Below are 21,591 nucleotides of genomic sequence, written 5' to 3' on the forward strand. Positions count from 1 at the left end.
CACACCCCTTTGCCCGAGGAAGCACAGAAAGAGGTTGAAAGCCCCCATGCTGAGTCGACTGGATGACGCCCTGGACTCCACCCGCCCCCTGGTGGTCTTCCTCGGCGATGACATCGATGAAGAGGATCATGACATCCTCTTCCCGGCCCTCCGGGAGCATCGGGTGGCGGTGGTGCGGGTTCATCCCCATGAACTGGTGGTGGAGATGACAGATCACGGCATCAGCTTCAGCGTGGCCGGGCAGAAGCTCAGACCCCACCTGGTGGTGGGGTGGGTCCTTGATGAACTGCTCATCCCCGGCATAGCACACCTCGATGTGTTCCAACGCGCCGGTATCCCGGTGATCAACGATGCCTTCACCCTCTTCCGCGCCCAGAACAAATACCTCGACAGCTCCATGCTCAACCTCGCCGGGGCACTCCGCTATCCGGTGATCACCGGCCGAGACCCCGATGCCCTCGAAACCTGGTTACGTGAACTCGACGGCCCCGCAGTGATCAAACCCCTGGTTGGTTTCGGCGGCCGAGGACTACGCCGGGTTGAAGGGGAAACAGAACTACAGGACTTCCTCACCGAGGTCCGACAACAGGGCGGGGCCTATTATGCGGTGTCCTGGGTGGAAAACCCCGGCCGAGACATCAGGGTCTACACCATCAACCACCAACCTGTCTTCGCCATGTACCGCTACGCCCCACCGGGGAAGTGGATCACCAACGTCAGGGCCGGTGGCGGGATCGCCATGTGCCCCCTCACCCCGGAGATCACCGAGGTGGCGCGCCGGGCCTCAGAGGCCGCTGGCACCCTGATCGGTGGGGTGGACATCGGGGAGAACCAGGCCACCGGTGAACTGGTGGTCTATGAGGTCAACTCCTGCCCCACCTGCGAACCACCCGTCTTGTTAGCGCTGGCTGATTTCCTGAGCATGGCGGTTCGGGACCTGGAGACGGCGCGGCAGACCTGGCGGCCGACCAAGGTTTATAAGGAGTTGGACAGCAATCCGGCGCTCTTCCACGCCAGCAAGCGCCGCATGCTGGCGTGAACAGGGAGGCTTGAGGGCGGGACGTGGGTTAGTTGGCGGCGAGATCTTCCTGATCGGTGATCTCGATGCCCTCATCGGTGATCAGGAAGCTCATCAGATCCTCGCCCAGGATCACCTCGCCGTCGTAATTCTCCTGGGTGCGGGCGATCATCTCCTCATCACTGATGCCCTCCACCTTGCCGGGGATGCCGTTGACAAAGTGGGTGTACACCGCCAGTTCAGGCTGGGCCTGAGCGAAGATCTCACCGGCCTGATCCGGGGTGGTGTGGTGGGAAATCACCTGGGGCAGTACATTGCGGTCCTGGAAGGCGGCAACCTCATGGAGCATGATGTCCACGTCCTTGCCGTACTTGACCACATTCTCATGGGGGATGGTGTCGCCACTGATCAGCACCGACTTGTCGTTGTAGTCGATGCGGAAACCCTTGGAGGGTTTGATCACATCCGCCGGATCATGCTGTACCTCGAACATGGTTACCTGCAGGCCATCCTGATCGAAGATGACCCCGTCCTCGGTGAATTCATGCGCCTCGATGCCGGTGGTGTCACGCTCGACCTCACCATCAGCGACACGGACATCAATGTCATTCTGGAATGCGGTGCGCAGGTTATCAACGATATTGGTGACACCCTCCGGCCCATAGACATTGAAGGTGCCCTCGCGCCCACCGAAGGCGGGGACATAACCGGTCATCCACAGGTCATCGATGCTGATGACATGATCGGAGTGGAAGTGGGTGAGGAAGAGGCCGTCGATCTGGCCAGCCTCCACACCGGCCTGGATCAGGCGGATGATGGTGCCGCGGCCTGCGTCGATGACATAGTTGTTGTCTCCGGCCTGGATTAGGACGGAAAATCCGAAGCGCTCCGTGCTGGGGATCGGGCTGCCGGTTCCTAACAGGGTGACCCGCAGATCACCCTCTTCCGGTGGGGTGCCCGCTGGGTGGGTCGACTCATCGACGTTCACCGGGAAGTCATTGGCATTCACCTTGTTGAGGGAAGCGCTGGCAGCGGTGGTGGACTGATCGGTGGTGGCGGCCGATTCCTCCTGAGCCTCGGTGGCGGTGCAGGCGGCGATTCCCGTCAGTGAGAGAACCAGAGCTCCAGTCAGGGCAACCTTAAGCAGCGGGCGGGCAGGGGAAATACTCATGATTTTCATACCGATCTACTAGTGGGCCAACTCATAAAAATAGCAATGCTAAATCGTCATACCTAACTGGTTTTAGTTTGCCCCCCGAACGGGTGTCACGTTCCTGGAGTCGCCGAGAGGTATCGGAATCATCGACGCTCTTCCCATCCCCACAAGAGGCCTCTGCTGGGTGATGTGGGGTGCTCGGGGACGCTTGTTCCGGGACCCGCGCTCACCGTCCCTCACCTCGGCAGCCGATAGAATATTTCACTGAACTGATCCGAGGTGATGGGTGAGGTGAGTTGCGGCTTAGGGGCGCCGTGGGGGTGGGTTAAGAAAGTCCCAAACCCCATAACAGCCCCACCGCGGGCCCGTCGATAAGCACCCCGGAAAATTAGGGATAGCATGGGGTTTATGGCTCAGAACCCGGTCCGTCACAATTGCGCCCAGCCCCATCATTGTTCGGTTGAGGTCCGCATGAAGGTGATGGCGCGTTCCCCACTGACCCGGGATCTGACCCCGGAGCAGCACGCCGAACTGGACCAGCACCTCAGCTCCTGGGCGTGGACGGAGTCGGATCCGATCCTCCTGGCGGGGGAGGAGGCCACCGGCAGTTATATGGTCGCCTCGGGCAGGGTGCGGGTCACCCGGGACACCATCGACGGCCGCGAGATCACCGTGGACATCGCCGCGCCGGGGGATGTGATCGGACCCTTGCACACCCACCCCAGCCAGGTGGAGGATTCGGCCTGGGCGATGGAAACCACCTGTGCCTTCTTCCTGCCCGCAGCGGCGCTGGCGAAGGTGGTGGAGGAGTACCCCCCGATGGCGCTGGCCATGTTGCGGATGCAGCAGGAGCGGTTGGCGCAGGCCCGGGAACGAGAGATCGGGCAGAGCACCCGCACCGTGGAACAGCGGGTGGCCGCGGTCCTGCAGAACCTGGCCGCCAAGCTGGGGCAGGAACAGGGGGATGGTTCCACCCTGCTGCAGGTGAGGCTGCGTCGGGATGACATCGCGGGCATTGCTGGCACCACCCTGGAGTCGGCTTCCCGGGTGATGTCGAAGATGAAGAGGAACGGGTTGATTGATTCGGGCCGGGAATGGGTCTCCATCCTGGACCACCAGGGGTTGGCAGAGCTCGCACAGGCCGAGTAAGGGCAGCTCAACGATATTTTCCTGCTCTTTGATCCAGGTCAAGGAAGGTTTGCCGGAAGGTTCCTAAAGTAAGGATTGTAAGCGAAAGAGATAACCCGAAAGGAACTGAAAATGAGCGCCCCGACCGCCCTGAAGAACACCACCCTCCGCGCTGAAGGCTTCTCCTGCCCCAGCTGTGTGGCCAAGATCGAGAATAAGTTGCATGGCCTGGACGGCGTGGAGTCCGCTGAGGTGAAGTTCTCCTCCGGCCGCATCCTGGTAACGCATGATCCGCAACAGGTCAGCGTCCGGAACCTGGTGGATGCCGTCGCCGAGGTTGGTTATACGGCTAAACCCTCCGCCTATTGATCCCAGAACCTAAATCAGCTCAAACATTCCGCTCACTTCCTTATCTCAGGGGGTGGGCGGTTTTTGTCATTTACCCCGCTGCGCCAGGGGGGTCCGCCCACCAAGCTTCTCGACGCCCCCTTGGGGCCGGCAGTGGCTTCTAGGGGCCTGCACCCTCACCGCCCTGGATCTCCTTAAAAGACCATTTCAGAAGTACTTTTCCTTATTTGATCAGCGTCAAGGAACTTCCCCGCCGGGGCCCATAGATTCAGAGGTGTAGGAAGAAAAATTCACTTCAGGTCCCACCTGAATCACAAAAATTCATCTCATAGGAAAGTAGGAAGAACCATGAAGAACTGGAAAACCTGGGGCGTGGTCGGAGTCTCCGGGTTGCTCATCATCGCCTCCTGGATACTGGGGGCCACCGCCGGGGGAACCGTGGCCGGTGAACTCAGTGCAGATGCCCTGATGATCGCCGCCGCCGCGGTCGCCGGTTACCCCATTGCCGTCTCGGCCTGGCAGGCCCTGCGGATCAGGATGATCTCCATTGATCTGCTGGTCGTGGTCGCCGCGGTCGGTGCCCTGTTCATCAACAACTACTGGGAGTCCGCGGCCGTGACCTTCCTCTTCGCGCTAGGTAAGGCGCTGGAGCGGGCCACCATGAACCGCACCCGCAAGGCCCTGAGCGACCTGGTGGATTCCGCCCCGGAAACCGCCACCAAACTCAATGAGGACGGCTCCACCGACACGGTGGAACTCTGGGAACTCATCCCCGGTGATATCGTCCTGGTCCGCAACGGTGAGCAGGTTCCGGTGGATGGCAAGGTGATCTCCGGACACGGTGGTGTGGATGAGGCCAGCATCACCGGTGAGTCCGTCCCCGCCGAGAAAGCCGAGGGCTCCGAGGTCTTCGCCGGCACCTGGTTGCGCTCCGGGGTGCTGCGGGTGGAGGCTGTCGGCATCGGTGCCGACTCCACCCTGGCCAAGATCATCCACCGGGTGGAGGATGCCCAGGATGACAAGGCCAGGACGCAGACCTTCATGGAGAAGTTCGCCAAGTGGTACACCCCTGGTGTCATGCTCGCCGCCCTGCTGGTCGGTGTCTTCTCCCAGAATGTGGAACTCGCCCTGACCCTGCTGGTCATCGGTTGCCCCGGTGCGCTGGTCATCTCCATCCCGGTCTCGATCGTCGCCGGCATCGGCCGCTCCGCCAAGGATGGGGTGCTGATCAAGGGTGGGGAGTACCTGGAGACCTCCGCGAAGGTGGATGCCGTGGTCGTCGACAAGACCGGCACCCTGACCAATGGCCGCCCCGAACTTACCGATGTGACTGTGCTGGATGACGCCTACACCGAGGGTGAGGTGCTGGCCCTGGCGGCCCGCGCCGAGACCGCCTCCGAACATCCCCTGGCGGATGCGATCATCCGGGGTGCCGAGGATCGTGGCCTGAAGGTGGAACTGGTGGAGAAGGCGCAACCTGTCATGGGTAAGGGAATCCGCGCCCAGGTGGATGGCCGCGAGGTGGTGGTCGGGTCCGCGGAACTGCTGGATCACACCCCGGCGGAGGAGCAGATCCTCCAGCTCAATGACCAGGGCAAGACCGCCATGTATGTCGGTGTGGATGGGCGCGCGATCGGTGTCGTCGCCGTCGCCGACACCATCCGTGCCGATGCCCCGGCCGCCATCAGGGCCCTGCAGGACAAGGGGATCAAGGTGGTCATGGCCACCGGTGACGCCCGACTGGTCGCCCTCAACGTCGGTGCGGAGCTCGGCCTGGATGAGATCCACGCTGAAATGATGCCCGAGGACAAGCTGGAACTGGTCAAGGAACTGCAGGCCCGTGGCCACACGGTTGCCATGGTCGGTGACGGTGTCAATGACACCCCGGCACTCGCCCAGGCTGATATCGGGGTGGCGATGGGTGCGGCGGGTTCCCCGGCGGCCATCGAAACCGCTGATATCGCGCTGATGGCGGACCGCCTGCCGCGCCTGCCCTACGCCCTGGGTCTGGCCAAGCGTACCGTCCGCACCATGCGCTTCAACATCGGGATCGCCCTGCTCACGGTGGCAGTTCTGCTGGCAGGAGTCCTGCTCGGCGGGGTGACCATGTCGATCGGCATGCTGGTCCACGAGGCCTCGGTGCTGCTGGTCATCGCCATCGCCATGCTCCTGCTGCGCCCCACCCTCCGGGAGGAGATGCCAGTGGCACAGTCGATGGTTGCGGAGAGGGAAATGCTCGAAGTCTAAAACCCGAATCAGCGGAAAGGCCCTCCCTGAGGGCCTTTTCCTGCTTTAAGACGCCCTGTTTCTCGACGTCCTTTTTCACCGCCGCCGCACCAGCACCTTGCCGCGCAACCCACCACCCAGCAGGGTCTGAATGGCCTGCGGGGTCTCATCGAAGGGCAGCACCCGGTCGATCACCGGCCGGATCTTGCCCTCATCCACCAGTTCCGCCAGGGCACGCAACTGTTCCGCATCAGGCCGGGTGAAAAGGAAACGATAATCCGCCCCCGCGTGCCGTGCCCGGCGGCGCACCCCGGAACTTCCCACCCGGATCCTCGCTCTGGTCACCATGCCCGCTTCAACCTGCGCCGCATAGATCGGATCCTGGGGAGACACCAGGCTGACCACCTTGCCACCGGGGCGGACCACCTGCAGGGACTTCTGCAGGGTGATCCCACCCTGGGTGTCCAGCACCAGATCTATCCCCTGGACCTTCTGCACGAAGTCCTCACTGCTGTAGTTGATCACGGTGTCCGCCCCCAGCTCATGGGCCAGGCGGACATTGGTGGAACCGACGGTGGTGGTCACCCTGGCCCCGAGATGCTTGGCCAGCTGGATGGCGATGGAACCGATGCCACCGGTACCGCCGTGGATCAGCACTTTCTGACCGGCATGAAGCTGCCCGATGTCCACCAGAGCCTGCCAGGCGGTCAACCCCGCCAGCGGTAGGGCAGCAGCATTGATGGTGTTCAGGGAAGCCGGAATCGGGGCGAGCAACCGCTGATCAATGGCAGCATATTCGGCGAAACCACCGGTCCGCTTCAGATCCGCCATGGCGAAGACCTGCATCCCGGGTTTGAACTCCCGCACCAGCTCGCCGACGGCCACCACCTCACCGGAGAACTCCGCCCCCAGCACCATCGGGAGTACGAAATGCTCCACCCGCCGGAGATCTCCGCGCCGGATCTTCTCGTCGATGTGGTTGACTCCGGCCGCAACGATCCGCACCAGCACCTCGTGGGGTTTTAGTTCTGGCTCGGGAATCTCCACTTCCTGTAATTCTGAACCATATTGCTGGAAAGCGAAGGCTTTCATCTTCCGGCTCCTTGGGAACCATCTGTCCGGGAGGGCACTCTGGGCAGGTGAACGACTATTATGCGAGACCCTTTAAAGGGAGCTTAAGGAGCTTCGGGCTACACCGCAAGCATCTTTTTTTAGGAGAGAATGACAAGATTTCATTAAGTCCCCTGAAAGTGGCACAACCGTACTACTCACTCTTGAGCTGATCGCCCACGGCGAAATAATTCGGGGCGACGGTATTGACCATGACCCGCACCGAAGACAGCGGGGCATCTAGCGTCTCGGCGGCGGTGCGGGCAACCTCCCGGATGAAATTTTCCACGACCGCGTCTTCGCGACCTTCGATGAGAGTGACCTGGATGATCGGCATGGCTGCTCCTGGTGGTTATTGAGTCGGGGGATCTGAAGCCCAGGGTAGTTGGGGTCTGGCTGGGAGGGATTCAAACCTACAATGGAAAACCACTGCTGTTCCGCCAGATCCGCTGAATAACCTCTCCGCCCGGTTTGAAGCTGCCCAGAACTCCTGCCCACCGAAAGGACCCCAGATCCGATGACTTCGCCCCTGGAACCAGGAGATGAGCCCACCCGTCGCAATTGGGAGGCTGCGCTGCTCGGAGGAGGAGAAGAGCCTGACCCGCGTTTCACCCTGGCCAATGAACGCACCTTCCTGGCCTGGACGCGCACCTCCCTGGCCTTCCTGGCCGGCGGCATCGCTCTGGCAGCCTTTCCGCTGGAACAGATCTCTGATGAGTTACGCACCTTCACCGCCGCCTTCGTGGTGATCATCGGCATGCTGATCTCCGGTGGTGCCGCGGTGCGCTGGCTACGGGTGGAACGCGCCATGCGCCGTGGGCACCCCCTGCCGATTCCCGGAATCGTTCCCTTGTTGTCCCTGGCCGCACTCTGCGCCTGCCTGCTGGCGCTTGTGATGCTGTTCTGATGCCCCAAACTGTGCTGCATGATGATCCCGGACTCCAGCCGGAGCGGACCTCCCTGGCCTGGGCCCGCACCACGGTTTCCTACTCGGTGGCCACCGCAATTTTACTGCGCTGGCTACCGCACTACGGGATGCTCATGGTGGGGATGATCGCCCTGATGGCGCTGACTGCCCTGGGGATCTACCTCTCCCAACGTCCCCGCTACCGGGCCTCCGCCCGAGGACTGGCCGGTGGGCAGGTGAAACCGCAGCTGGGGGCGGTGATGGCCATGACCCTGGGGATGCTGCTCTTCGGACTGGTCGGCATATTCCTGATTCTGGGCACCTGAACTGCGTGGATGCTACTGCAAGCCCAGGCCGCCGGCCACCGCCCCCAGGCTTCGAAGAGATCCCTGAGAACGCAGCAGCTCCCTGGCCAGGTGGGCAGTGACCTCCCCTGGCTGCTGAGAGAGTGCCTCAGACAAAAACACCTGGTGGTTCCGGAACACCGAAATGACAGGGGGCACCAGGGTTCCGGGGAAGCTTAGGCAATACCCCAAAAGTCCCGCGCCGGGTAGCTAGATTGAGGGACATCATCCTCTTTCCGATATGCAGGAAATCCCCTGACCGAGGTACCCCCCTTGACCCACAACCCATCCCAGAAACCCACAGACCACCAACCCCGCCCAGCATTGTGGCTGGCACTGCTCGGTGTCTTCTTCGTCGGGCTGAACCTGCGCGCGGCGATCACCTCCGTGGCCTTCGTCCTCCCCCAGATCCGCTCCGACCTGGCACTTGGCACGACCGCCGCCGGCCTGCTGACCACCGTCCCCCTCCTGGCCTTCGTCTGCTTCTCCATGCAGGTGCCAAGATGGGGGAGACGCTTCGGCATGGCCCGACTGATCCTTTTCGCCATGATTCTCCTGGCAGTCGGATTCGCCATCCGCCTGATCCCCAACGCCGCAGTCCTCTTCATCGGCATGGCGGTGGTGGGCCTGTCGATCGCCATCGGTAATGTCCTGCTGCCCGCATACATCAAGGCCCGCTACCCGGACCGCGCTGGGCCGCTGATGGGTGTCTACACCGTGGCCCTCTACCTGGGTCCCGCCTTAGCTGCCGCCGGCACTCTGCCCATTGTCCGGGCCACCGGTTCCTGGCAGATCGCCCTGTTGAGCTGGGGTGTGCTGCTGGTGGGCGCGATCCCATTATGGCTGCCCCAGGTGTTGGGTTCCGCCCGTACTCTTCCCGGCACTGCGGTGAAGAGTGGTCAGGCGCCGCTCAAGCTCTGGGGTAGTCCACTGGCCTGGTCGGTGACCATCTACTTCGCTGTTCTCTCGGTGCTCTTCTACACCGTCAACGGTTGGTTGCCCACGATGCTCCAGGACCGTGGCAACTCAGCGGAACTCGGCGCCAGTGTGTTGACCGTGGTGAACTTTGTGGCCATCCCCTTCGCCCTGGTGGTCTCCATGCTGGTGGCACGGACCCGTTCCCAGGTGTGGGCCACGGTCAGTGGTTCAGTGCTGCTCGGGGCGGGTCTGGCCGGGATCTTCTTCGCCCCGGCATCCACCTGGGTGTGGTGGGCGATCTGCTTCGGTATCGGGCATGGCACCGCCACCGGGGTGGGTTTCTCGCTGGCGATGCTGCGCACCCGGACGGTCCAGGGGACGGCGGCACTGGGAGCCATGTCCCAGACCGCCGGTTATGCCCTTTCTGCGGTGGGGCCGGTGGGCGCTGGCGCACTCCGGGAACTCAGCGGCAACTGGGATGCGGTCATCTGGGTGATCCTTAGCATCGTACTCGCGCAGACACTGGCTGGTCTTTATGCTGGCCGGGCACTCTTCGTGGATGACATGAAGCTGATCAAGGGTTCGGTTGACCGGGCCCGGGCTTAAGTGCGCTTAAAGCTACGGCAGTGAAGGGAAACCCCCGCTCCAACCCTCAGCTGGGTGGGCGGGGGTTTCTCATTGACTGCAACCTCCGTTTCATGAGAGGTCAGTGGGTATGGGAGGTGGCGGTGTACAGATCAGTGCGCAGCGTCTCGGGATCAGTATCCGGGGTCGGTTCACTGACATAGACCTCCCAGAAGGGGAGATCTGCTTTCTTGCCGGCACGGAACACGGAGTTCATGAAGTTCTGCCAGGCGCCGCCGAGACCCGCGTAAGAGCCGAAGACGCTGAGGCGGGCAACCTTCTTGGCGGGTAGGGAGGAATTCTCGAGGGTGACGCCGGTTCCGGAATGCACCGGCTTTTTCAGGGCCCTGTTCACCGGGATACCAATTTCAAAGGTGGCGGTTTTACCCGGCATTGAGTGGTGGAGTGCGAAGGCGGGGCCGGTGGGGTGAATGTCATGGGGTTCCAGGAGGGATTTCATGGAGCTGAAGGTGCTGTCGAAGGCGGTTCTCATCTCCGACATCGGATAGTGCTCAAATTTCTGCACCACCGTCGGGATTTCTTCAGTTTTGAAGAATTCGATCTCATTGGCCGCTTCAGCGTTGAGGTAGTTGGAGCCGGGGGATTGTGTGGACTGAACCATTTTGCGATCCTTAAATCAGCAGAGGTTGTGTCCCACCTCATATTACCCCCTGGTGCAAGATCGAAAAGATTATTCGTATGACCAATGTTCGTCATTATGTCTCGAAGGGCTGGATCCTGACGGGGATGTTTCACGTGAAACGTCGAGCTATTTCCAATAGGACTCAGGCGGGAAATGAATTGAGGAAAAATGCGAACCAGTATTGTGATTCCGGTATGGAATGATGCCCTGATCCTTGATGTCTGCCTGAAGAAAATTGCAGCTCAGGATACTTTTCCTGAGGAAGTGATCATCGTTGACAATGGCTCAGAGGATAATCTCGCCGAGGTTGTGAGACTTTATCCCGAATTGAATATGAAAATCCTCAAGGAGCCCCGAAAAGGTATTCCCTTTGCGGTGGTGGCTGGATACGATGCTGCGGCCGGGGAAATGATACTGCGTTGTGATGCAGACAGCCGGGTTCCCCCTGATTGGATCACCCGCCATCACCGCACCCTCACCCAGGCTGGCCCTGAAGTGGTCGCCGTTTCCGGGGTGCCTCACTTCGGGGACCGTTCCACCTGGTGGGGCACACTTGCCGCGCTGGGCTACATCAACCTCTATCGCGGGGTCGCCGGGATCTTCCTGCATCACCCCGCCCTCTGGGGCTCTAATATGGCGCTGCGCCGCAGCTGGTGGCTGGAAGTCCGGGAAGGGGTCCATCTGAGCCCACGGGTCCACGACGACTTTGACCTCAGCTTTCGCCTGCGCGAAGGGGAGAAGATCCTCATTGACCGACACAGTGTGGTGCAGGTGTCCTGGCGGGCGCTCAGCTCGCCCCGCCGCTGGTGGCGGCAGGCGGTGCTGGCGTGGGGAACTATCCGGGCAAACCGTTGAATACGGTTTATGAGACCCACGACACTGTTCGGCCACCTACACTCGGGCCCATGACGCGCGCACTGATTGTGAACAAGGACGAATCCGGACAGGTGAACAGCGAGGTTCGGGAGGTCGGCGAAGACTTCCTCGGGGAAGGTGACCTGCTCATCGATGTCGCCTACTCCAGCCTCAACTACAAGGACGCCCTGGCTTTGGCTGGCAATCCCGGTGTGGTCCGTAACTTGCCGATCATCCCGGGTATCGACGCCGTGGGAACCATCGTGGAATCCGATGCCGCCGACTTCCAGCCGGGGGATGTCGTGGTGCTCAATGGTGCCGGCCTGGGGGAGCGCCGCCACGGTGGTTACACCCAGCGTCTGCGCATCGATTCCGCCTCCACCATCAGGCTTCCCGAAGCTTTCACTCCGGAGCAGGGGGCGGCCATCGGCACCGCAGGATTCACGGCAGCCCTCTCGGTGGATGCGCTGCTACGCCAGGGTGTGAAGCCGGGGGACGGAGAAATCCTGGTGACCGGATCCACCGGTGGGGTCGGATCCATTTCCATTCATCTGCTCAAGCAACTCGGTTATACCGTGGTGGCACTCACCGGCCGGGTCGAGGAATACGGTGATTATCTCCGCGACCTGGGTGCCACTGAAGTGCTGGATCGAGCTGCTCTCTCCGGGCAGGGCAAGCCACTGCAGCAGGCCCGCTGGGCTGGGGTGGTGGACTCAGTGGGGTCCCACACCCTGGTCAATGCACTCGCCCAGATCAAGTGGGGTGGTGTGGCCACCGCCTGTGGCCTGGCGCAGGGCGCTGACCTTCCGGGAAGTGTGCTTCCCTTCATCCTCCGCGGCGTGCAGTTGCTCGGCATCAACTCCGTGGACGCTCCCCTGGAACTGCGGGAAAGTGCCTGGGCGCTGCTTGCTGAACAGCTTGATACGGCGGTGCTGGAGAGTTTCACCGAGGTGCTCGGCCTGGAGGAGGCCGCGGCAGCGGGTGCCGCCCTCCTGGCGGGCAAACGTCATGGCCGGGCCGTCGTCAAACCCTGAAATGGCCGGAAAAGGCGGGGTCGTGCGTGGAAGGGGTCTCGATGAACAGGGGCGTTGCGCGCACTACCAGTCTGAACTTGATGTCATCGCTAATCGCTGCGCCACCTGTGGGCAGTGGTGGGCCTGTTTTCAATGCCACCGCGAGCAGGCTGATCACCCCTTTGGGCGAATGCCGCTCGATGTGCCGGCGGCGCGCTGCGGGTCCTGCGGGTGGGAAATGGATTATGACGAGTATTCGAGGATAGAAAAATGCGGCGGTTGTGGGCACCCCTTCAATCCGGGATGCTCGGCACACGCGCCGCTCTACTTCAAACTGCAGTGATTAACGCAGGAACTGGGTCAGATCAATGTTGATGCCCCACTGAGCCAGGAATTCCTGGACGATGCGCAGCAGATCCGGCATCACCACGTTCACCATGTTGAAGGCGGGAACAGTGATGGTCGGGGTACCCGGAGCGGTCGGGACGGTGATGGTCGGTGCACCCTCGATGGCGTTGTTCTGGGCCGGGGTATTGTTGCCGCCGTTGTTGCCACCATTGTTGTTCTGAACCGGCGCAGTGTTACCGCCGTTGGTGTTGTTCTGAACCGGCGCAGTGTTACCGCCGTTAGTGTTCTGCGCTGGGGCGGCGCCACCCTTCAGGCCACAACGGTTGGCGGCCTCATCGACACGGGCCAGGGCTGCGTTGATCTCGCCGCCACGGGAATCGAAGCGGGAGACGGCCTGGGCCATCGCGACCTTCTGGTTGTAATCATCGGTGTTGGTCCAGTAGCTTTCGGCCTGCTCGCAGCTGATCTGGCCAGCGGGCAACGCGTTGAGGGCATCGTCGATGGGGTCGGCGTTCGCTGCTGCGGGAGCGAGGATCGCAAAGGAAGCTGCCACAGCTGCGGTAGCCAGGCCGGTCTTGAGGGAAAAACGAGAGAAGAGGGTCATGGCCTTTAACTAAGCATAAAAAGCGGGTGGATGAAAGCCCACAGGTGGGAAAATCTCCTGAACAGGATGGTATTTTTGAAATATAAGTTAATATTTAACTTATATTTAAAGATTTCTTGACCTCGGGGGCCGATTTCGCTCTGAGGGGTGAACAGTCCGACCTTGCAGGGAATAAGTTGACGTGTCACTATTGTTGGGTGGTGTAGTGCTCGGGGAGTATTCCTCTTCACCCCGGTGGGGTGAAAGCGAGCAAGATAAAGTTCCCGGAATACCTTCCGGGGGCAACCTCCAGATCTCAGAAGAAATAGGAATTATTTGATGAACATCTCGAACGCCATCCTCCGCGGTGTCTCCGGCGCTTATATCCTGCAGTCCGGTGTCGGCAAGCTCGGCATGCCCACTGAGGCAGCAGCCGGTGTCCAGGAGTTCGCCGCCACCGGTGTTCCCGCCGTGAAGAAGATGTCCCCGGACACCTTCAGCAAGTTCCTCAGCTACTCCGAGGTCGGCATTGGCGCTGCCCTGCTGGCCCCTTTCGTCTCTAACCGGATCGCTGGCGCTGCCATGGGCACTTTCTCCGCTGGCCTGCTGGCCATCTACTTCCGCAACGAGGCCATGACCCAGAAGGATGGCATTCGCCCCTCCGAGGCTGGCACCGGCCTGTCCAAGGACCTTTTCATGGCCGCCATCTCCGCTGCCCTGATTGCCTCCAAGCCGGAGAAGAAGTCCAACTAAGGACCTTATCTACGCTGCCTTCTGGCGGTAACTGAACCGCCCCACCGGGGATTGAGCACTATATCCGGTGGGGCGGTTCGCTGTTTCCTGAGCTGAGTGGCCCTTTCCGTACAGGCTCGGTTGGCTGCTTGCGCCGAATTTGGAGCTGGCGGGGTGCAGGGGAGCAGGTCTTTGAAATGTAGAAGGCGCATCCACCGCTTTTAAAGGGTGAAAACGGGTGATTTTGGGGCTGGATGCGCCTTCTACATTTCGCCCTCTACATTTTGGGGTCTGCCCTGATCTCCCGACCTGATCTCCCTACATCACAAATCGCCACACATCTGGGCGCCCAGCACCCTGGAAACCCCTAATGAAACCTCTTAAACCCTATGCTGGAAATAATCCTGACCCCCGAAACCAATCACCCCGAAACGAACAGCATGGAAGGGAAGCCATCTGATGAAGAGTGGCAAGAAGCTGCAGAAAGCCGCCCGGAAAGAGGCGGAAAAGCTCCCCGGTGTCCAGGTGGCGCATCCCTTCGGCCCGGACTATGAGACCTACCAGGTCGCGGGAAAGATCTTCCTGCTGCTGGCCAGGGTGCCCCGGGAAAGTGCCGGCCAGGGTATTGATGAAAACCTACGGGGGAAACGCGCCCTCATCCTGAAGTCGGATCCCCTCGATGCCGAAACCCTGCGGGGGAAATACCCCGAAATCGGCCCCGGCTACCACATGAACAAGAAACACTGGCTCACTGTTGTCAATGGGGAATCCATCAAGAAGAAGCTGGTCCAGGAGCTGGTGGTCGACTCCTACCGTTTGGTGGTGGAGACGCTGCCCAAGGCCGAGCAGCCCGGAAAACACAGCTAGCGTCGCTGCTCAGGGATTCCCGCCGCCCATAATGCGCCCGCGATCAACAGGGGCTGCCCGAAGAGCCGGATCAGCCGTTTGGCATCGGTGTCTAGGCCGAAGGCATCGGTGCGTTCGGCATATTGGGCGATATTGCCCGGGAAGATCAGGGTGTAGAAGGCGGCCAGCGCGGTGCCGGTGAGACGACGGTGTCCGGGCAGCGCCAGCATGCTGACTCCCAGACTGATCTCCGCCACCCCGGAACCGAGCACCACCAGGTCTTTGTTCATGGGGAACCAGTCTGGTACCTGGGCCTGAAATTCTTCCCGGGCAGTGGTCAGGTGGGTGATCCCGGCGAAGGTCATGATGGTGCCGAGCCCGATCCGGGTCAGAGTCTGAGAGGGGCGGTTGGGCTGGTGTCCACGGAGACGGCTGAGTAAATCAGACATGGGGTTTCTTTCCTGGGGTTGGTTCCTGGGTTGGTGTTTCCGCGAGTCTAGTGAAAATTGTTCTGCTGGCCGCGGAGGATATCCCGGGAAGTTTTCAGCGATCCAGGCATTTTTGTCATGAAATTATTAGAGTGGGGCCAAGGACGGTTCTGACTGAGAGAACGCCCCAGGGAGCCGTCTCACCCAGTAGATTGCCTGAGGAGCAGCTATGACCCGCATCGCCATCATCATTGGAAGTACCCGCCCGAACCGGATTGCCCCGACCGTCGCCAACTGGGTCCTGGAGAACACCCAGGGCCGCAATGACGCTGAATATGAACTCGTCGACATCGCCGACTTCAACCTCCCCCTCCTGGATGAGGGCCTGCCTCCGGCCATGGGGCAGTACACCAAGGAACACACCGAGGTCTGGGCCGAGAAGATCGCCTCTTTCGACGGCTTCATCTTTGTCACCCCGGAGTACAACCACTCCGTTCCTGCTGCCCTGAAGAATGCCGTTGACTTCCTCTACGCCGAGTGGAACAACAAGGCCATCGGTTTCATCAGTTATGGCAGTGCCGGCGGCACCCGTGCCGTGGAAGCCTGGCGGCTCATCGCTGCTGAACTGCAGATGGCTGATGTCCGGGCACAGGTCTTCCTGCCCTTCCAGACGGACTTCAAGGGGATGGACGATTTCCAGCCCACCGCTGGTGCCACTGATGCCCTGCAACTCGTCTTCGATCAGGTTGTTGCCTGGGCCGATGCGCTGAAGACCCTGCGCGCCTAAAACCCCACAGCGTCTAAAACCCCGCCGTGCTTAAAACCCAGTAGCCCTTCAACACCCCCTCAACGCCGAGTGATGGCCCCAGGACTCTCCGGCAGGCATCCCCGGCCAGGGGTGTTCTTCGGCCAGCATTGGCCCGGCCCAGAGAATCTGCGAAAATCATCTTCATGAGTCTGCTCTCCCATGCGCTGGGTTTTCTCCGCTTCAAGGGAGAATCACCGATGATGACGCTGCTGCGCAGCGATAATTTTCCGGTGGTGCTGGGCCTTGTGGCACAGTACTTTCCGCAGGGGGCCACCGCCCGGCCCGCCCAGGAAATCTACCGGCTTCTGGATGAGGATCTACGCCACCTCCGCTCCCAGGGTTTCACCCTGCCCAGGGGTCCCCAGGACTATGTGAATGACTGGGTGCGCAGTGAGTGGCTGGTGCGTCGCCCCGGCACCACCCGGACCGGTGAAACCCTGGAACCCAGCGAGGATGTCCTCGCTGTGCTGGATGCGGTGCAGCGTTGGGATAATCCACACCGTTCGGTGACGGCTTCAAGGATCGAGTCCCTGGCGCAGGCCCTGCAGACCCTGGCGCGGGAGTCGGACCCGGATGCGCGGCAGCGTCTGGCGGCTCTGGAACGTCAGCGCGATGAACTGGATCGGCTGATCGAGGCCACCCACCGGGGTGAGTATGAGGTGTTGAGCTCCGCACAGATTGCGGAGCGAACAGCTGACATCCTGGATCAGGCGGCGTCCATCCCCGCGGATTTCGCCAGGGTGAGGCATGAGCTCTCCAACCTCAACCGGCAGTTGCGTCGTCAGCTGCTGGATCCGGAGGACTCCCGGGGTGATGTTCTGGAGCAGATTTTCCGGGGTGTGGATCTGATCGGGGATTCGGATGCCGGCCGCAGTTTCAACAGTTTCTATGATGTCCTGCTGGATCGGGAACGTTCCGCCCTCCTGGACCGCTGGATCACCGAGGTTCTGGGCAGGGAGGAGGCAAAGGCCATCCCCGAGCAGTTGCGCACCAGCCTGGCCAGGGTGTTCCGGGACATGGAGGATGCCAGCTATGAGGTTAACCAGGAGATGACCGGCCTGGCCCGCAGCCTCCGGCACTATGTCACCACCGATGAGTTCGCCGAGAACCGCCGGATGGTCCAGTTGCTGCGCACCACCCGGCATGCCGCGGCCCAGGCCGCTCAGGCCGGTGAGGTGGGCGCACTGAATCAGATGGAGACCCCCTTAGTGCGCATCGGCATGCAGATTCGCTCCGTGGCGGCCCTCAAACTGAAGAACCCCGGTGAGGAACTGGTGGAGGAGCCTCCGGCACAGATCGAGGATTCAGAGTTGGACACCGAGGTTCTCCTGGAACAGGTCCGGGCCAGTGAGATCGACTTCGAGGAGCTGGAGGAAGCCATCAGCCATGCCTTGGCCAAGCAACCCCAGGCCACCATCACCGAGGTGCTGAAACTGAGCCCAGCCTCCCAGGGATTGGCCAGCGTGGTTGGCCTGCTGTACCTGGCCATGGGTCGGGGTGTACCCACCGGCCGGCCCCAGACGGTGCAGTGGGAAGATGAAGGTGAGCTCATCGGGGCGAGGATCAGCGGGTGGCTGTTCACCCGCGGACAGGAGAAGGAATGAGCCAGCCATTATGGGAGTCCGATACCGGCACCCTTTCTTTTCATTCCCGTCGTGCCCTGGTGCAGTTACTCAAGGGGCCGATGGTCACCGCGGCGGCACATCCTCAGGTGTGGCGGGCGATCATCAGTGATGAACCAGCCCTGCGGGCCGCGTTGAACAATGTCTTCCTGGATCTGGTGCTCGATGAGGATTCCGGTATCGCCTTCTCCCGCGCCGCCAACGGTGGGCAGGACGCAGAGGTCGGGGGAGGGCGTCGAGAAGCAATGCCGAAGGTGCTGCGCACCGAGTCCCTCAGCCACACCGACACCCTGATCATCCTTCATCTGCGCCAGGAACTGGCCCTGGCGGCACCCGGTGAACGGGTGATCGTCGACCGGGCGGAACTGCGGGAGCAGGTGCTGCTCTACCGGGTGGACAAGGAACGGGATGAGACGAAACTGGCGAAGCGTTTCGATGCCGCCTTCCGACGCATGGCCGAATACTCCCTGCTCTCTCCCACCGAAACGGATGGCCGCTTCGAGGTCTCACCGGCACTCCGCCAGATCTTCGACGCCGCCACCGTGGAGGGTGTCCGCGCCGAATATGAGCGCTACCTCGACAGCGATGAAGGCGCGGAAGATACCGAGGAGGAGCAGTGAGCATTCATCCGGGACAGTTCCGGCTCAGCCGCATCCAGTTGATCAACTGGGGCACCTTCGACGGGGCGGTGGACATCCCCGTCTCCCGGGAAGGCTTCCTAATCACCGGTGGCTCCGGTTCCGGTAAATCCACGCTTATCGACGCCGTGACCGCCGTCCTGCTGCCCGGTGACCGGCTGCGTTTCAACACGGCCGCACAGTTGAACACCCAGCGGGGCAGGGGTCGCAACCTGGTCAGCTATATCCGTGGGGCCTGGCGCTCCCGGGAGGATCACGCCACCGGAAAGGTGGTGGCCACCTACCTGCGACCCAAGGCCACCTATTCGGTGGTGGGGCTGACCTATGATGACGGGCTGGATCAGACCCACACCCTGCTGGCGGTGTTCTACCTGAAATCAGGACACAATAACCCCGGCGAGGTCAATCGTCTCTACGGAATCTTCCCCGAGGATTTCAAGGTGCTCGACCTGGTGCCCTTCCTCGGTTCGGGCATCGACAAACGCCGCATCAAAGCCACCTTCCAGCAGGCCACCTTCAGCGAGAATCATGCGGTGTTCGCGGACCGTTTCCGGGCCCGCCTCGGGATTGCGCACCAGGAGGCCCAGTTCCTGCTGCACCGCGCCCAATCCGCCAAGGACCTGCAGAGCCTGGATGATCTCTTCCGGGACTATATGCTCCCCGAGCCGCAGACCTTCGACTACGCCGACACCGCGATCAACAGCTTCCGGGACCTGGAGGGCGCCTATGAAAAGGTGGAGGATATCAGGGCGCAGATCACGGCCCTGGAACCCCTGACTGCCCTGGACCAGAAGAAAACCCGGGCGGTGAAGGAACGCGATCATGCCGAAGAACTGCGGCGCGCCCTGCCGGCGGTGAGCCTGCGCATCAAACTCAAGGTGGCGCAGGAGGCGGTGCGCCGCTGTGCCGTCACCATCGACGAAGCCACCTCCCAACTGGCCTCAGCTTCCCAGGCCCGGGAGCGGGCAGCCACCAGGGAGCGGATGGCCCAGGACGCGGTCGATGCCACCCTGGGCTCCCGGCACCGGGAACTGGAACTGCGCAAAGCGGCGGCGGTGGGGGAGCTGGAGCGCGCAACCGCCCGCCGTACCCAGCTGGTGGAGGCGGTCACCGGAATCAACGGGGAGGAACCGCAGGACGCGGAAGCCTTCCAGCGAATCAGTGGTGATGCCCGGGTCATGGTGGAGGAATATCCCGAAGCCAAGGAAGAACTCAATGAGGAGAGCCAGAACGCGGTGGTGGCACGCACCCGCGCCGAGGACATCTCCCGGGACCTCGACCGGGAACTCTCCGCGCTGAGCCGGGGCACCTCCAATATTGATTCCCGCCTCCTGGAGATCCGGGAAAAACTCTGCCGGGATCTGGCCCTGAACACCCGGGACCTGCCCTTCGCCGGCGAACTGATGGATGTCACTGATCCGGAATGGGAAGCGGTGATCCAACGCCAGCTCGGCAGCCTGGCGGCGACCCTCCTGGTGCCCGGCAGCCTGCTTCCCAGGGTGCGTGAGTGGATCAACGCGCACCACCTCGGGGCCAGACTGCGGGTCAATGCGGTGCCCCTGGACCAGGAGTACACCTCACCCCGCATGGCGGCCAACGCCCTGCCCCGGAAGGTGCAGGTGATCGACTCCCCATTCCAGAGCTGGCTGAACTTCGAACTGGCCAGCAAACACAATTTCCGCTGCGTGAGCATCCCGGCAGAACTGGATCAACTCACTCCCCGGGACCGGGGCATCACCCTCCAGGGACTCATCCAGCATGCCCAGGCCAAGGGCGACCCCACGGTGCGGCTGGAGAAGAATGATGCCCGCACCCTGGGGGACCGTTCCACCTACCGGCTGGGTTCCACCAACCACGAAAAAATTGAACTGCTGCGGGAACAGGTCCACCAGGCCGGGATCAGGATTGAGGCCGCCCGGAACCGACAACGGCAGGCCGGTGCCCGCCGGGATGAACTGGACCGGGAGTTCCGGGCAGCCCAGCTGATCCTGGACACCACCTGGGCCGCCGTGGACACCGACTCCGCACAGGCGGCCGTGACCGAGCTGGACCGTGCCATCGCGGAACTGAGCCGCACCCCGGAAGCAGAGGAACTGAGCCGCGCCCTGGCAGCCGCCAAAACCCACCGGATCAGCGTCGAAGCGGAATGGTCACAGCTCAACGGTGCGAAGGCCGTGGCGGAGAACGAGCATCACCACGCCCTGGCTGAGTATGAGAGGCTGCAGAAACAACCGATGCCCAAGGTATCGGCGGACATCAACGCAGAGCTGGAGAAACGCCTCGCAGAGGCCACCCGGCGGATCCACCGCGGCAATGTTGATGAACGCACCGCAGCGCTCCGCGATGAACTGGATGAAACCATCCGGCGCAATGAAACCAGCATCAACACCCTCAACAACCAGATCACCCGCACACTCACCCAGTACCTGGAAACCTGGCGGTCCGAACAAGCAGACCTGATGCCCCATCCGGACTACATCGGGGAAGCACTCAACCGCCTCGGTGCCCTACGCGGGGAGCGGCTGGGAGAATTCACCGAACGCTTCCTCCGCCTCATCAACGAAATGTCCACCCGAAACCTGGTGGCCATCGCCAACACGCTGCGTAATGCGCGCCGGGAGATCGAGGAGCGCATTGAGCCGATCAATGAATCCCTCGCCCGTTCCGAGTTCAACCGGGAGCGCTACCTGCACATCGAGGTCCGGGATCGTCGGGGTGAGGTGGTGGTGGAGTTCCAGCGGGATCTTGATGAGGCCATCAGCGGGGGTCTGGGTATGGATGATGAGAAGCAGGCCTTCGCCCGCTATGGGGTCATCGCCCGCATCATCGGTCGGTTGGGTTCCCAGGATTCCGCTGATATCCGCTGGAAGAACCTGGTGCTGGACACCCGCCGCCATGTCAGTTTCATCGGCCTGGAACGTGATGCCCAGGGGCAGACGGTGAACACCTATGTTGATTCCTCCTCGCTTTCCGGTGGTCAGGCCCAGAAACTGGTGTTTTTCTGCCTCGCCGCGGCCCTGCGCTATCAGCTCGCCGAGCCGGGTGCGCAGTACCCCACCTATGCCAGCGTCATCCTCGATGAGGCCTTCGACCGTGCCGATCCGACCTTCACCCGCCAGACGATGGACGTGTTCACCAGTTTTGGTTTCCACATGGTGCTGGCCACGCCCCTGAAGCTGATCCGGACGCTGAGCCCCTATGTCGGCGCCACCCTCCTCGTCGACTACCAGGAGAAACCCGATGCGAATGGTGAGATCCGTGGACTCAGCGGGCTCTCCCGGATAGACCGGGTCTGA

At 61.9% G+C, this 21,591-nt stretch carries 22 protein-coding genes; 16 read left to right on the forward strand and 6 right to left on the reverse strand.

Annotated elements, in window-relative coordinates:
- Nucleotides 1-46: 46 nt before the first annotated feature.
- The gene (locus COCCU_RS00365) at nucleotides 47-1,039 is read left to right on the forward strand and encodes an ATP-grasp domain-containing protein (RefSeq protein WP_156229652.1); all 993 of its coding nucleotides are present in this window, start codon (nucleotides 47-49) and stop codon (nucleotides 1,037-1,039) included.
- Nucleotides 1,040-1,067: 28 nt separating this feature from the next.
- On the opposite strand, the gene COCCU_RS00370 is transcribed toward COCCU_RS00365, so the two are convergent.
- A complete protein-coding gene (locus COCCU_RS00370; protein ID WP_156229653.1) occupies nucleotides 1,068-2,189 on the reverse strand; it encodes an MBL fold metallo-hydrolase in 1,122 nt (373 codons plus the stop codon).
- Between the two features lie 393 nt (nucleotides 2,190-2,582).
- Between COCCU_RS00370 and COCCU_RS00375 the strand changes: the two genes are divergently transcribed.
- The 3 genes from COCCU_RS00375 (at nucleotide 2,583) to COCCU_RS00385 (ending at nucleotide 5,897) form a co-directional block, all read left to right on the forward strand.
- Nucleotides 2,583-3,323 (forward strand): Crp/Fnr family transcriptional regulator, encoded by a 741-nt coding sequence (locus tag COCCU_RS00375; protein ID WP_231598804.1) that lies wholly within the window; start codon nucleotides 2,583-2,585, stop codon nucleotides 3,321-3,323.
- A gap of 111 nt (nucleotides 3,324-3,434) precedes the next feature.
- Nucleotides 3,435-3,671 carry a heavy-metal-associated domain-containing protein gene (locus COCCU_RS00380; RefSeq protein WP_156229654.1) on the forward strand — a complete coding sequence of 79 codons (237 nt, stop codon included), beginning with the start codon at nucleotides 3,435-3,437 and terminating at the stop codon, nucleotides 3,669-3,671.
- Nucleotides 3,672-3,998: 327 nt separating this feature from the next.
- Nucleotides 3,999-5,897: a heavy metal translocating P-type ATPase gene (locus COCCU_RS00385; RefSeq protein WP_156229655.1), complete on the forward strand. Its 1,899-nt coding sequence runs from the start codon at nucleotides 3,999-4,001 to the stop codon at nucleotides 5,895-5,897.
- Between the two features lie 75 nt (nucleotides 5,898-5,972).
- Here COCCU_RS00385 and COCCU_RS00390 read toward each other — a convergent pair whose 3' ends face one another.
- Nucleotides 5,973-6,968 (reverse strand): NADP-dependent oxidoreductase, encoded by a 996-nt coding sequence (locus tag COCCU_RS00390; protein ID WP_156229656.1) that lies wholly within the window; start codon nucleotides 6,966-6,968, stop codon nucleotides 5,973-5,975.
- Between the two features lie 172 nt (nucleotides 6,969-7,140).
- Nucleotides 7,141-7,323, reverse strand: coding sequence for a tautomerase family protein (locus COCCU_RS00395; RefSeq protein ID WP_156229657.1), 183 nt, complete (start codon nucleotides 7,321-7,323; stop codon nucleotides 7,141-7,143).
- Between the two features lie 180 nt (nucleotides 7,324-7,503).
- On the opposite strand from COCCU_RS00395, the gene COCCU_RS00400 reads away from it, so the two are divergent.
- From COCCU_RS00400 to COCCU_RS00410, 3 genes are all read left to right on the forward strand, one after another.
- Nucleotides 7,504-7,893, forward strand: coding sequence for a YidH family protein (locus COCCU_RS00400; RefSeq protein WP_156229658.1), 390 nt, complete (start codon nucleotides 7,504-7,506; stop codon nucleotides 7,891-7,893).
- Nucleotides 7,893-8,219, forward strand: coding sequence for a DUF202 domain-containing protein (locus COCCU_RS00405; RefSeq protein WP_156229659.1), 327 nt, complete (start codon nucleotides 7,893-7,895; stop codon nucleotides 8,217-8,219). Before COCCU_RS00400 ends, COCCU_RS00405 begins: the two co-directional genes overlap by 1 nt.
- Nucleotides 8,220-8,510: 291 nt before the next feature.
- Nucleotides 8,511-9,761, forward strand: a complete 1,251-nt coding sequence (locus COCCU_RS00410) for a CynX/NimT family MFS transporter (protein ID WP_156229660.1) — start codon at nucleotides 8,511-8,513, stop codon at nucleotides 9,759-9,761.
- Between the two features lie 100 nt (nucleotides 9,762-9,861).
- On the opposite strand, the gene COCCU_RS00415 is transcribed toward COCCU_RS00410, so the two are convergent.
- A complete protein-coding gene (locus COCCU_RS00415; RefSeq protein ID WP_231598805.1) occupies nucleotides 9,862-10,401 on the reverse strand; it encodes a GyrI-like domain-containing protein in 540 nt (179 codons plus the stop codon).
- A gap of 189 nt (nucleotides 10,402-10,590) precedes the next feature.
- On the opposite strand from COCCU_RS00415, the gene COCCU_RS00420 reads away from it, so the two are divergent.
- The 3 genes from COCCU_RS00420 to COCCU_RS00430 are packed head-to-tail and all read left to right on the forward strand — an operon-like array spanning nucleotide 10,591 to nucleotide 12,633.
- Entirely contained in the window at nucleotides 10,591-11,277 is a 687-nt protein-coding gene (locus tag COCCU_RS00420; protein ID WP_156229661.1) for a glycosyltransferase, read from the forward strand.
- 50 nt (nucleotides 11,278-11,327) lie between these two features.
- Nucleotides 11,328-12,311 (forward strand): MDR family oxidoreductase, encoded by a 984-nt coding sequence (locus COCCU_RS00425; protein ID WP_156229662.1) that lies wholly within the window; start codon nucleotides 11,328-11,330, stop codon nucleotides 12,309-12,311.
- Nucleotide 12,312: 1 nt separating this feature from the next.
- Nucleotides 12,313-12,633, forward strand: coding sequence for a CHY zinc finger protein (locus tag COCCU_RS00430; RefSeq protein ID WP_197088464.1), 321 nt, complete (start codon nucleotides 12,313-12,315; stop codon nucleotides 12,631-12,633).
- Here COCCU_RS00430 and COCCU_RS00435 read toward each other — a convergent pair whose 3' ends face one another.
- Nucleotides 12,634-13,242 carry a hypothetical protein gene (locus COCCU_RS00435; protein ID WP_156229663.1) on the reverse strand — a complete coding sequence of 203 codons (609 nt, stop codon included), beginning with the start codon at nucleotides 13,240-13,242 and terminating at the stop codon, nucleotides 12,634-12,636.
- 318 nt (nucleotides 13,243-13,560) lie between these two features.
- Between COCCU_RS00435 and COCCU_RS00440 the strand changes: the two genes are divergently transcribed.
- Nucleotides 13,561-13,974 carry a hypothetical protein gene (locus COCCU_RS00440; RefSeq protein ID WP_156229664.1) on the forward strand — a complete coding sequence of 138 codons (414 nt, stop codon included), beginning with the start codon at nucleotides 13,561-13,563 and terminating at the stop codon, nucleotides 13,972-13,974.
- A 438-nt stretch (nucleotides 13,975-14,412) separates the two neighbouring features.
- Complete coding sequence (locus tag COCCU_RS00445; RefSeq protein WP_156229665.1) at nucleotides 14,413-14,820, forward strand: MmcQ/YjbR family DNA-binding protein; 408 nt, start codon at nucleotides 14,413-14,415, stop codon at nucleotides 14,818-14,820.
- On the opposite strand, the gene COCCU_RS00450 is transcribed toward COCCU_RS00445, so the two are convergent.
- Nucleotides 14,817-15,248: a DoxX family protein gene (locus COCCU_RS00450; RefSeq protein WP_156229666.1), complete on the reverse strand. Its 432-nt coding sequence runs from the start codon at nucleotides 15,246-15,248 to the stop codon at nucleotides 14,817-14,819. The two genes, COCCU_RS00445 and COCCU_RS00450, sit on opposite strands and share 4 nt — an antisense overlap.
- Nucleotides 15,249-15,456: 208 nt before the next feature.
- On the opposite strand from COCCU_RS00450, the gene COCCU_RS00455 reads away from it, so the two are divergent.
- The 4 genes from COCCU_RS00455 (at nucleotide 15,457) to COCCU_RS00470 (ending at nucleotide 21,591) form a co-directional block, all read left to right on the forward strand.
- A complete protein-coding gene (locus tag COCCU_RS00455; protein WP_156229667.1) occupies nucleotides 15,457-16,014 on the forward strand; it encodes an NADPH-dependent FMN reductase in 558 nt (185 codons plus the stop codon).
- Between the two features lie 164 nt (nucleotides 16,015-16,178).
- Complete coding sequence (locus tag COCCU_RS00460; RefSeq protein WP_156229668.1) at nucleotides 16,179-17,639, forward strand: DUF3375 domain-containing protein; 1,461 nt, start codon at nucleotides 16,179-16,181, stop codon at nucleotides 17,637-17,639.
- Entirely contained in the window at nucleotides 17,636-18,277 is a 642-nt protein-coding gene (locus tag COCCU_RS00465) for a DUF4194 domain-containing protein (RefSeq protein ID WP_156229669.1), read from the forward strand. The genes COCCU_RS00460 and COCCU_RS00465 overlap by 4 nt, the downstream gene beginning before the upstream one ends.
- On the forward strand, nucleotides 18,274-21,591 hold the full coding sequence (locus COCCU_RS00470; protein WP_156229670.1) for an ATP-binding protein: 3,318 nt from the start codon (nucleotides 18,274-18,276) through the stop codon (nucleotides 21,589-21,591). Before COCCU_RS00465 ends, COCCU_RS00470 begins: the two co-directional genes overlap by 4 nt.

Source organism: Corynebacterium occultum, assembly GCF_009734425.1.
Lineage (GTDB): Bacteria > Actinomycetota > Actinomycetes > Mycobacteriales > Mycobacteriaceae > Corynebacterium > Corynebacterium occultum.

Coding starts and splice junctions, on each gene's coding strand:
- COCCU_RS00365 (WP_156229652.1), top strand. CDS start 47: ATGCTGAGTCGACTGGATGACGCCCTGGACTCCACCCGCCCCCTGGTG.
- COCCU_RS00370 (WP_156229653.1), bottom strand. CDS start 2,189: ATGAGTATTTCCCCTGCCCGCCCGCTGCTTAAGGTTGCCCTGACTGGA.
- COCCU_RS00375 (WP_231598804.1), top strand. CDS start 2,583: ATGGCTCAGAACCCGGTCCGTCACAATTGCGCCCAGCCCCATCATTGT.
- COCCU_RS00380 (WP_156229654.1), top strand. CDS start 3,435: ATGAGCGCCCCGACCGCCCTGAAGAACACCACCCTCCGCGCTGAAGGC.
- COCCU_RS00385 (WP_156229655.1), top strand. CDS start 3,999: ATGAAGAACTGGAAAACCTGGGGCGTGGTCGGAGTCTCCGGGTTGCTC.
- COCCU_RS00390 (WP_156229656.1), bottom strand. CDS start 6,968: ATGAAAGCCTTCGCTTTCCAGCAATATGGTTCAGAATTACAGGAAGTG.
- COCCU_RS00395 (WP_156229657.1), bottom strand. CDS start 7,323: ATGCCGATCATCCAGGTCACTCTCATCGAAGGTCGCGAAGACGCGGTC.
- COCCU_RS00400 (WP_156229658.1), top strand. CDS start 7,504: ATGACTTCGCCCCTGGAACCAGGAGATGAGCCCACCCGTCGCAATTGG.
- COCCU_RS00405 (WP_156229659.1), top strand. CDS start 7,893: ATGCCCCAAACTGTGCTGCATGATGATCCCGGACTCCAGCCGGAGCGG.
- COCCU_RS00415 (WP_231598805.1), bottom strand. CDS start 10,401: ATGGTTCAGTCCACACAATCCCCCGGCTCCAACTACCTCAACGCTGAA.
- COCCU_RS00420 (WP_156229661.1), top strand. CDS start 10,591: ATGCGAACCAGTATTGTGATTCCGGTATGGAATGATGCCCTGATCCTT.
- COCCU_RS00425 (WP_156229662.1), top strand. CDS start 11,328: ATGACGCGCGCACTGATTGTGAACAAGGACGAATCCGGACAGGTGAAC.
- COCCU_RS00430 (WP_197088464.1), top strand. CDS start 12,313: ATGGCCGGAAAAGGCGGGGTCGTGCGTGGAAGGGGTCTCGATGAACAG.
- COCCU_RS00435 (WP_156229663.1), bottom strand. CDS start 13,242: ATGACCCTCTTCTCTCGTTTTTCCCTCAAGACCGGCCTGGCTACCGCA.
- COCCU_RS00440 (WP_156229664.1), top strand. CDS start 13,561: ATGAACATCTCGAACGCCATCCTCCGCGGTGTCTCCGGCGCTTATATC.
- COCCU_RS00445 (WP_156229665.1), top strand. CDS start 14,413: ATGAAGAGTGGCAAGAAGCTGCAGAAAGCCGCCCGGAAAGAGGCGGAA.
- COCCU_RS00450 (WP_156229666.1), bottom strand. CDS start 15,248: ATGTCTGATTTACTCAGCCGTCTCCGTGGACACCAGCCCAACCGCCCC.
- COCCU_RS00455 (WP_156229667.1), top strand. CDS start 15,457: ATGACCCGCATCGCCATCATCATTGGAAGTACCCGCCCGAACCGGATT.
- COCCU_RS00460 (WP_156229668.1), top strand. CDS start 16,179: ATGAGTCTGCTCTCCCATGCGCTGGGTTTTCTCCGCTTCAAGGGAGAA.
- COCCU_RS00465 (WP_156229669.1), top strand. CDS start 17,636: ATGAGCCAGCCATTATGGGAGTCCGATACCGGCACCCTTTCTTTTCAT.